The sequence below is a fragment of the Micromonospora sp. NPDC047134 genome (genome assembly GCF_040643455.1).
Classification (GTDB): domain Bacteria; phylum Actinomycetota; class Actinomycetes; order Mycobacteriales; family Micromonosporaceae; genus Micromonospora.
This window is the reverse complement of sequence record NZ_JBEYUI010000022.1, coordinates 84,479-93,435: the sequence shown is the minus strand read 5'-3', so window position 1 is coordinate 93,435 and position 8,957 is coordinate 84,479. Positions and strand designations below refer to the sequence as shown.

At 72.3% G+C, this 8,957-nt stretch carries 8 protein-coding genes; 5 read left to right on the top strand and 3 right to left on the bottom strand.

What is annotated here, in order from left to right; all coding sequences use genetic code 11:
* Positions 1-236 precede the first annotated feature (236 nt).
* Positions 237-986, bottom strand: coding sequence for an HAD-IA family hydrolase (locus tag ABZ795_RS23430; RefSeq protein ID WP_357531884.1), 750 nt, complete (start codon positions 984-986; stop codon positions 237-239).
* An 87-nt stretch (positions 987-1,073) separates the two neighbouring features.
* Here ABZ795_RS23430 and ABZ795_RS23425 point away from each other — a divergent pair, with 87 nt between their 5' ends.
* From ABZ795_RS23425 to ABZ795_RS23405, 5 genes are all read left to right on the top strand, one after another.
* Complete coding sequence (locus tag ABZ795_RS23425) at positions 1,074-3,851, top strand: DEAD/DEAH box helicase (RefSeq protein ID WP_327025575.1); 2,778 nt, start codon at positions 1,074-1,076, stop codon at positions 3,849-3,851.
* 150 nt (positions 3,852-4,001) lie between these two features.
* Positions 4,002-4,886 carry an MHYT domain-containing protein gene (locus tag ABZ795_RS23420; RefSeq protein ID WP_357531883.1) on the top strand — a complete coding sequence of 295 codons (885 nt, stop codon included), beginning with the start codon at positions 4,002-4,004 and terminating at the stop codon, positions 4,884-4,886.
* A gap of 154 nt (positions 4,887-5,040) precedes the next feature.
* Complete coding sequence (locus ABZ795_RS23415) at positions 5,041-5,451, top strand: type II toxin-antitoxin system Phd/YefM family antitoxin (RefSeq protein ID WP_327025577.1); 411 nt, start codon at positions 5,041-5,043, stop codon at positions 5,449-5,451.
* A gap of 292 nt (positions 5,452-5,743) precedes the next feature.
* The gene (locus ABZ795_RS23410) at positions 5,744-6,895 is read left to right on the top strand and encodes a transporter substrate-binding domain-containing protein (protein WP_357531882.1); all 1,152 of its coding nucleotides are present in this window, start codon (positions 5,744-5,746) and stop codon (positions 6,893-6,895) included.
* Positions 6,799-7,869: a hypothetical protein gene (locus ABZ795_RS23405; protein ID WP_357531881.1), complete on the top strand. Its 1,071-nt coding sequence runs from the start codon at positions 6,799-6,801 to the stop codon at positions 7,867-7,869. Before ABZ795_RS23410 ends, ABZ795_RS23405 begins: the two co-directional genes overlap by 97 nt.
* Here ABZ795_RS23405 and smpB read toward each other — a convergent pair.
* Both smpB and ABZ795_RS23395 read right to left on the bottom strand, forming a co-directional pair.
* A complete protein-coding gene (gene smpB, locus ABZ795_RS23400) occupies positions 7,855-8,346 on the bottom strand; it encodes an SsrA-binding protein SmpB (RefSeq protein WP_357531880.1) in 492 nt (163 codons plus the stop codon). The genes ABZ795_RS23405 and smpB overlap by 15 nt on opposite strands.
* 75 nt (positions 8,347-8,421) lie before the next feature.
* The gene (locus tag ABZ795_RS23395; protein ID WP_357531879.1) at positions 8,422-8,934 is read right to left on the bottom strand and encodes an NUDIX domain-containing protein; all 513 of its coding nucleotides are present in this window, start codon (positions 8,932-8,934) and stop codon (positions 8,422-8,424) included.
* Between the last annotated feature and the right edge of the window lie 23 nt (positions 8,935-8,957).

Genomic DNA, 8,957 nt, shown 5'->3' with positions numbered 1-8,957 from the left:
CCTCGAAGGCCGCACCCCCACCGAGATCACCCGCAGCCTCAAACGCTACATAGCCCGCCAAATCTGGCGCACCCTCGAAGCCACCGCTTGACAAACACCTTCACAGATCTTGCACTTTCGGTCGGGGAATAACGGGCATACACCGCGTATCGGCGACCAAAAGTGCAAGATCGCGGGCAGCGGGGCGGGCAGGGTGCGCGGGGGCGCGGCTGGGTGGGGGAGGGAGGAGGGGTGGGTTATGGGTGGGTCAGGGGGAGGATGGAGCCTAGGCCGTTGGGGCGGCCTACTTCGGCGGTGGGGAGGACCAGTGCGGCGCAGCCGGCCGCTACCGCTCCTGCGTCGGCGGGGGTGTCGCCGACCATGAGAGCCCGTTCCGGGTCGACGCCGAGCATGCCGCAGGCCCGCCAGAAGATCGCCGGGTCCGGCTTGCAGCGGCCCACCTCGTACGACAGGACGAAGGCGTCGACCAGGTCGGCCAGGCCCCATGCGGCGAAGTGGGGACGGATATCGAAGCCGATGTTGCTGACCACGGCCACCCGTACCCCGGCGGCCCGCAGGGCGGTCAGGATGGGGGCGGTGTCCGGGTACGGCACCCAGCCCTCGGGGGTCAGCACCCGCTCGTAGAGGGCCTCGGCCAGGCCGTCGATGCCGGCGTCGACCGTGGCGGCCAGCCCGGTGTACGCGCCCCGGTGGGCGTGCTCGTACAGATCACGGTCGGCCCACAGCTCGGCCAGGTGCGGTGGTACCCGGGCCGGCAGTGGCCCGCCGGCCCGACCCGCGGTGAGCAGTCGGTCGGCCAGCGCGGTGGCCCGGACCCGGTCGAGTGCCACCCCGCAGGCCGCCGCGGCGGTCAGGACCCACTCGCGCGGCTCCTCCACCTGGGCGAGGGTGCCGTGGAAGTCGAGCAGTACCGCCTCCACCGGACGGCGGGAGGGGGTCGGCTGGTCATCGCGTACGGGGTGGGTCGGTTCGGCATGATCCGGCACGTGGTGCACCCTACCGACCCCCTCCGACCCGCCTGCCGGTCGGCCTTGCCGGGTGCGGTGTCAGGCGTACGGACTAATCTTGGTGACATGTCGAGCCCCGCCGAGCGGTACGCCGCGGCGCGCCGCCGGGCCGCCCAGGCCTCCCAGTTCCCGGCCCTGGAAGAGTTCACCTCCGACCTCGGGTTCGACCTGGACGACTTCCAGCGTGAGGCGTGTCAGGCCCTGGAGCGGGGCAGCGGGGTGCTGGTGTGCGCCCCGACCGGCGCCGGCAAGACCGTGGTCGGTGAGTTCGCCGTACACCTGGCGCTGCGGGGGACCCCCGGGCAGCCGGCGCCGACCGACGGCACCCGGCGCAAGTGCTTCTACACCACCCCGATCAAGGCCCTGTCCAACCAGAAGTACCACGACCTGGTCGATCGCTACGGTGTCGAGCAGGTAGGGCTGCTCACCGGCGACAACGCCATCAACGGCGAGGCCCCCGTGGTGGTGATGACCACCGAGGTGCTGCGCAACATGCTCTACGCCGGCTCGGCCACTCTGGAGGGCCTGGCGTACGTGGTGATGGACGAGGTGCACTACCTGGCCGACCGGTTCCGGGGCGGGGTGTGGGAGGAGGTCATCATCCACCTGCCCGCCTCGGTCACCCTGGTGTCGCTGTCGGCGACGGTGTCCAACGCGGAGGAGTTCGCCGACTGGCTGATCACCGTACGGGGTGAGACCACCGTGGTGGTCAGCGAGCACCGGCCGGTGCCGTTGTGGCAGCACATGCTGGTCGGCAAGCGGATGTTCGACCTGTTCCACGACGCGGCGGCGGCCCGCAAACACGACGTGCACCCGGAGTTGCTGCGCTACACCCGGGAGACCGTGCGCCGCCTGGATCTGGGCGAGGGGCGTGCCGCCGGTTGGGGCGGGCGGCGGGGTCCCCGCTGGCGGGGACCCTCCCGGCCGGACATCGTCGAGCGGCTGGACCGCGAGGGGTTGCTGCCGGCCATCCTGTTCATCTTCAGCCGGGCCGGCTGTGCCGCGGCCGTGCAGCAGTGTCTGGCGGCCGGGCTGCGGCTGACCTCGCCGGAGGAGCGGGCCGAGATCCGCCGGGTGGTGGAGTCCCGGGTGACGGCCATCCCCAGTGAGGACCTGTCGGTGCTGGGCTACTGGGAGTGGCTCGACGGCCTGGAGCGCGGGCTGGCCAGCCACCACGCCGGGATGCTGCCGGCGTTCAAGGAGGTCGTCGAGGAGTTGTTCGTCCGAGGGCTGGTCAAGGCGGTCTTCGCCACCGAGACCCTGGCCCTGGGGATCAACATGCCGGCCCGCTGCGTGGTGCTGGAACGTCTGGTCAAGTACAACGGCGAGGCCCATGTCGACCTGACCCCGGGGGAGTACACCCAGCTCACCGGGCGGGCCGGGCGGCGGGGCATCGATGTGGAGGGGCACGCCGTGGTGGTGTGGTCCCCGGAGACCGACCCCCGGCACGTGGCCGGGCTGGCCTCCACCCGCACCTATCCGCTGCGGTCCAGCTTCCGGCCCTCGTACAACATGGCGGTCAACCTGGTCGGCAGTGTCGGCGCGGCACCGGCCCGGGAGCTGCTGGAGTCCTCCTTCGCCCAGTTCCAGGCGGACCGGTCGGTGGTCGGCCTGGCCCGGCAGGTGCAGCGCAACACCGAGACCATCGAGGCGTACGGCGTGGAGGCGCAGTGCCACCACGGTGACTTCGACGAGTACTTCGCGCTGCGGGTGGCCATCGCCGACCGGGAGCGGGCGATCGCCCGGCAGGGGCAGAACCAGCGCCGGGCGGCGGCGGTGGCCGCGTTGGAGCGGCTGCGGGTCGGTGATGTGATCCGGGTGCCCTCGGGGCGGCGCGCCGGCCTGGCCGTGGTGCTGGATCCGGCCGCGGGTGGCTTCAGCGAGCCGCGTCCGCTGGTGCTGACCCAGGACCGCTGGGCCGGGCGGATCAGCCCGGGCGATTTCACCACCCCGGCCGAGGTGTTGGCCCGCATCCGGGTGCCGAAGAACTTCAACCCTCGTAACCCGGCCGCACGCCGGGACCTGGCGGCGCAGGTCACCGGCACCGGGCTGGACCGGCACAGCCGGCGGGGTGCCCGGGGTCGGCAGTCGGGCGAGGATCACCAGCTCACCCAGTTGCGTGCCGAGCTGCGACGGCATCCCTGTCACGCCTGCCCGGAGCGGGAGGAGCACGCCCGCTGGGCGGAGCGTCGTCGTCGGCTGGAGCGCGACACGGAGGAGTTGCGGGAGCGGGTGGCCGGTCGGACCGGATCGCTGGCGCGTACCTTCGACCGGATCGTCGCCCTGCTCACCGCCCGGGGCTACCTCACCGCCGAGGGTGAGGTGACCGACGCCGGGCGGATGCTGAGCCGGATCTGGACGGAGACGGACCTGCTGGTGGCGGAGTGTCTGCGGCGGGGGGTCTGGGACGGGCTGTCACCGGCCGAGCTGGCCGCTGCGGTCTCCGTGGCGGTCTTCGAGGCCCGGCGTGACGTCGACGAACGGGCATCCCTGCCGCGCGGGCCGGTGGCCGAGGCGGTCGACTCGACCTTGAAGCTGTGGAGCGAGATCGAGGCCGACGAGGCCGGCCGGGGCCTGACGGTCACCCGGGAACCGGACCTGGGGTTCGCCTGGCCGATCTACCGCTGGGCCCGGGGGGAGGCGCTGGCCAAGGTGCTGGCCAGCGGACACGAACTCGATGGCGAGATGCCGGCCGGTGACTTCGTCCGGTGGGCTCGTCAGGTGGTGGATCTGCTCGGTCAGATCGCCGACTCCGGTGGTGCCTCGACCGAACTTCGGGCCACCGCCCGGCAGGCGATCGGCGTGGTCAACCGGGGAGTGCTCGCCTATCACGCACCCGCCTGACGGTCCGTGAGTCGGGGCTGACCTGTCGTGATGTCACCGATTCACAACGTTCCGCGCCCGCTGGTCGCTCCTATTGTGCCTGGTGGGAGGTTCCCTGATCATTTTACCGGCGCGTAGCCCGCGTGCCGTGTAGCTCTGGGGGGAGCCGCCGTGGCGGAGATGAATCACTTTGAATACGGATGGATCACACCCGCGCTCAGTTACGCGCTGTCGGTGCTGGGTTCCATCCTCGGGCTGATCTGTGCGGGCCGGATCCGGACCGCGTCGAGCACCGGTCAGCGGATCTGGTGGGGGACCCTGGCAGCCTGGGCCCTGGGTGGCACCGCCATCTGGACCATGCACTTCATGGCGATGCTCGGCTTCGCCGTCAGCGGCTCCCGGATCCGGTACGACGTGCCGATCACCGTGGTCAGCGCCCTGCTAGCGGTGGTGGCGGTCGGCATCGGGTTGGCCATCGTCGGCACCGGTCGGCTGTCGGCGGTACGGGTGCTCGCCGGTGGCCTGTTCACCGGTGCCGGGGTGGCGGCGATGCACTACACCGGCATGGCCGCGATGCGGCTGAACGGGGACCTGGGGTACGACCCCACCCGGGTCGGCCTCTCCGTGCTGATCGCCGTGGTCGCCGCCACGGCCGCCCTGTGGCTGGCGATGACGGTTCGTCGCGGCATCGCCATCTTCGCCTCGGCCCTGGTGATGGGGGTCGCGGTCAACGGCATGCACTTCACCGGGATGAGTGCCCTGTCGGTGCACCTGCACGAGCAGCGCAGGGAGGTCGCCGGCGCCGAGGTGGGCAGCCTGCTGATCCCCATCGTCCTGCTGGTGATCTTCGGGGTGGTGGGGCTGGTCTACGCGCTGCTGGCGGCGCCCACCGAGGAGGACCGGGCGGCGGCGGCCTATCTGGACGCCCGCCGGGCGGCCCCCACCCCCGAACCGGTCGCCGTCGACACGCCGGACCCGGTGGGCCTGCGCGCCCGCTCGACCCTGGCCCGCCCCGGCGCCCCCTTCCCGTCCCGTCGGGACCACCCGCCGCGCTGACCCCGGCCCCGGTCGGAGTCCGGGAAGAAGCGCTGGTCAGGGCCGCGATCGGTGGAGGCCGGCCCGGCTCCCGGCAGTCGAGGGCTGCCGGCGCGTCGACCCTCCCTGCTGGACGGTCGCGGAAAGTGTCATACCCGGTACCCACCATGTATTCATGGCTGTCCCCGCCCTCACCCCGCGCAACACCCCGCCGCGCTCGCTGCCGTTGCGCGAGGCGCGCACCCGACTGAGTCAGCTCGTCGCCATGGCGGAGCTGACCGACACCGTCACCGTGGTCACCCGCGACGGTGACCCCCGTCCGATCGCCGCCATCGTGCCGGCCGAGGCCGCCCGCAGTGCCGCCCAGGCCCGCGCGGACGCCGGTCGGCTGGCCGAGGTCACCGCCGGCTGGTCCCGACGCCTCGAAGCGCAGCGGGAGCAGGCCGGTCGTCGGCACGCCGCCGAGTTGCGCGCCATGCGAGCGGCGCTTGCCGAGGTGTGGGCCGAGCTGGAGCGCCGGGCCACCCCGGGCGATGCCGAGGTGGCCCGGCTGCGCGCGGCGCACGCAGACCTCCTCGCCGGCTGATAGCGCCTGCCGCCGACCCTGGCTCGCCCGAGCGTGCCTGGCGGTCCCAGCACTCCCCGACTGCCTGCTGGCCCCGACTTGCCCGAGCGTGCGCCGGCCCCGACTCGCCCGAGGGTGCCGGCCGGCCCCGACTCGCCCGAGGGTGCCGGCCGGCCCGGGCTCGCCAGAGGGTGCCTGCCGGTCCGCAGCCTGCCCGAATCTGCCGGCCGCAGCTCGCCCGGTGTCTGCTGGTCGCCCGGTGGCGACCCTCGGCCACAATAGACTTTCGCGATGGCGGTAGTCGGGGGTGACGATGAGTGAATCCGAAGGACCGGTCGGCGATCCGCTGCCGCAGCGCCCCGCCGAGCCCGCTCAGCCCGGCGAACCAGTCGGGCCCGCCGCCGCGAACCGCACCCGGTGGCTGCGCCTCGGCGCGCTGATCGTGCTGCTGGTGGTGGCCGCGGTCACGGTGGTGCGGGTGGTCAGCGCGACCGCCCCACCCAGCCGGGAGCAGTTGCGGGAACGCGCCGAACTCACCGGCAAACAGGAGCTGCTGATCGGGGTCAAAGACGATCAGCCGGGAGTCTCGCAACAGTTGGAGACCGGTGCCTTCGTCGGCTTCGACATCGAGATCGCGTACATGATCGCCGAGGATCTGGGCTTCGAGGCGTCACGGGTGCGGTTCCTGCCCATCGAGAGCGAGGACCGGGCCCGTCGACAGGCCCGCGACGGGAATCGGTACGTCACGGTCGATCTGGTGATCGCCTCGTACAGCATCACGGAGGAGCGTCGGCGTCAGGGTGTGATCTTCTCCGCGCCGTACCTGCAGACCGAGCAGTCCGTGGTCACCCGGGCGGACAGTGATCTGCGGCCGACCACCTTCGCCGACCTGGCGGGCCGCACGGTCTGCACCTTGGCGACCTCCACGGCGGAGCAGAACCTGGCCGCGGCAGGCGCTCGGGCGCACGGGCGTAACCGGATCAGCGACTGCATCCGGGAACTGCACGACGGCGAGATCGACGCGGTCACCACGGACGCGGCGATCCTGGCCGGATTCGTGGCTCCGCCGGCCGTCGAAGCGGCGCCCCCGAAGGTCAAGATAGAGAACCCCAAGCCGTTGCGTCACTTCGACATCGGCGCCTCCGGTGACGAGTTGTGGGGGGTCAACACCGGGCCCAACCCGGCCGTGCGTGACCTGGTCAATCTCTCCTTGGAGCAGGCGCGTACCGGCCGCAACGGCAAGCGGTGGCGGACCGCCTTCGACCGCTATTTCGGCTACGCCCAGCAGTACAGCGTCGAGCAGCAGGTTGCCGTCGACCGGCAGCCGCCGCCCGGCCCGGGGGACAAGGTGGAGGTGCGGCAGTGGCCATGGGAGAGGTTCGCCTGGCGGCACCCGAGCCCAGCCCGGCCGGGCCCGGCATTCGTCGCCGCCCGGGGGCGCGCCAGACCCAACAGTGGCTGCTGACCCTGCTGCCGGCCTTCCCGGTACTGCTGCTGGTACTGCGGTTGTGGCGGCTCAGCCGGCAGGACATGTCGACGATGCTGCTGCTGGTGCAGTACGTCAGCCCGCTCGGGTTGCTCAGCGCGCTGCTCATCGCCCTGGTCTGGGCGGTGCCCCTGGTGGTGCTGCTGCCGGTCGTGCTCGGCCGACTGTTGCAGGTCAGCGCCCCGGACCGGTTCGATCCGGAACGCTCACTGCTGGCCTACATCGCCGTGCGTACCCCCGGTTGGGTGCCGGTGGTCGCCGCCGCCCTGGCCGCTCTCACCTGGCAACTGCGGTTCCTGCCGGGCCTGGTGATGCTGCTGGTGTGGCTGGTCGCCCTGCACACCCGCAGCCGGTACCCCGACCGGCCGCGGCTGCTGCTGGTCACCGGCCTGATTCTGCCGGTCGTCGTCGCGGCGGCCAGCTACGCCTGGCTGGCACCGGCCATCCGGTCGGCGGTCGGGCACGGGGAGTTGGCCACCGCCCTGCTGCTGGCCCTGCCGCCCGCCGGGGCCCTGGTGCTGACCGGCCCGGTGCCGGCGCGGATGGCACCGACCGTGACCCGGATGGTGATCTACGCGGTCGGGGTGCTGATGCCGCTGTTGACCGGCACGGTGTTCCTGCGTGTGCCGTTGCTGCCGGCGGTGGCCGTCGAGGTCGGCGCGCCGCACACCCAGGAGGTGGTGCTGGGCGAGGCGGTGACCGTCACCGACCGGATGACGATCGTGTTGAGCCGTACCGGGGAGATCCGCTTCCTGCCCAATGACGAGGTGCGGGCGCAGGTGCTCTGTCCGGACGCCGGTCGGGTGCCGAGCAGCCGGGTGGCCGTGGCCGGATGGCCGGTGGAGGACACCGCCCTGGAATGGCTCATGCCGCGCCGACCGGTGGGCGCACCGGACTCCCGCTGCACCGGCCTGGTGCCGTTGCCGACACCTTCCCCGTCAGCCGGGTCGTGACCGCCCCTTGAGGCGCCGGCCCAGCTCGCGGGCGATCTCCCGGTCGGCGTCCCGGGCGGCCAGCGCCTGACGCTTGTCGTACGACTTGCGGCCCTTGGCCACGGCCAGTTCGACCTTGGCCCAGCCGCCGGAGAAGTACATCGACAGGGGCACCAGGGTGAACCCGCCCTCCCGGATCTGGGCCAGGATCCGGGCGATCTCCACCCGGCGCAGCAGCAGCTTGCGGGTCCGCCGGGGTGCGTGGTTGGTCCAACTGCCGTAGCCGTACTCGGCGATGTGCAGGCCGTACAGCATGATCTCGCCGTCGCGTTCCTGCGCGAAGGCGTCGACCAGGGAGACCCGACCCGCCCGTAGCGACTTGACCTCCGTGCCGGCCAGCACGATCCCGGCCTCGTAGGTCTTCAGGATGGTGTAGTCGTGCCGGGCCTTGCGGTTGGAGGCGACGATCGTCCGCTCGCCGCTGCCAGAGGTGCTCACCCGCCGAAGGATATCCGCCGATCAGCCTGCGTGACGGCTCGGAGCCGGGGTGGTGCGGTGCGATCGCCTACCTGGTCAGCCGGGGTGGCGGGCGAAGAAGTCGGCCACCACCTCGGTGTGGGTGGAGAAGGCCAACTCGGTCGGCTCGGTCAGCACCAGCCACTCGGTGGCCTCTGCGGTCGGGGCCGAGGGGGGCAGCTCCTCGATCGGGCGGGCGGGCAGTTCACCGAAGACGAGGAGGGTGCCGCCGGCCGGTGCGCTGTGCACCGCGACGAGCTGCACCCCGTCCGGGTCGGCGATCAGCCCGGTCTCCTCCCGCAGCTCCCGCACCAACGCCCCCGCCCACTGCTCGCCGTGCTCGATGAAGCCGCCGGGCAAAGCCAACAGCCCACGGGCCGGCTCGATGGCCCGCCGGACGGCGACCACACCCAGGCCGGTCGGGGTACGCACCGGCAGCAGGGCCACCGCGACCGGCAGGGGGTTGCGCCACACCGTCTGGCCGCAGTGCCCGCAGCGCCTGGGCCAACCGGCCTGGACCGGATAGGCGGTGCCACAGTACGAGCAGTGTGAATGGGCCACTCCGGTCATGCCGATGCACGTTACGCCCGCCC

Excerpts from the sequence above, each read along its gene's own strand:
- ABZ795_RS23425 (WP_327025575.1), top strand. The coding sequence starts at position 1,074 with ATGTCGAGCCCCGCCGAGCGGTACGCCGCGGCGCGCCGCCGGGCCGCC.
- ABZ795_RS23415 (WP_327025577.1), top strand. The coding sequence starts at position 5,041 with ATGGCTGTCCCCGCCCTCACCCCGCGCAACACCCCGCCGCGCTCGCTG.
- ABZ795_RS23410 (WP_357531882.1), top strand. The coding sequence starts at position 5,744 with ATGAGTGAATCCGAAGGACCGGTCGGCGATCCGCTGCCGCAGCGCCCC.
- ABZ795_RS23405 (WP_357531881.1), top strand. The coding sequence starts at position 6,799 with ATGGGAGAGGTTCGCCTGGCGGCACCCGAGCCCAGCCCGGCCGGGCCC.
- ABZ795_RS23395 (WP_357531879.1), bottom strand. The coding sequence starts at position 8,934 with ATGACCGGAGTGGCCCATTCACACTGCTCGTACTGTGGCACCGCCTAT.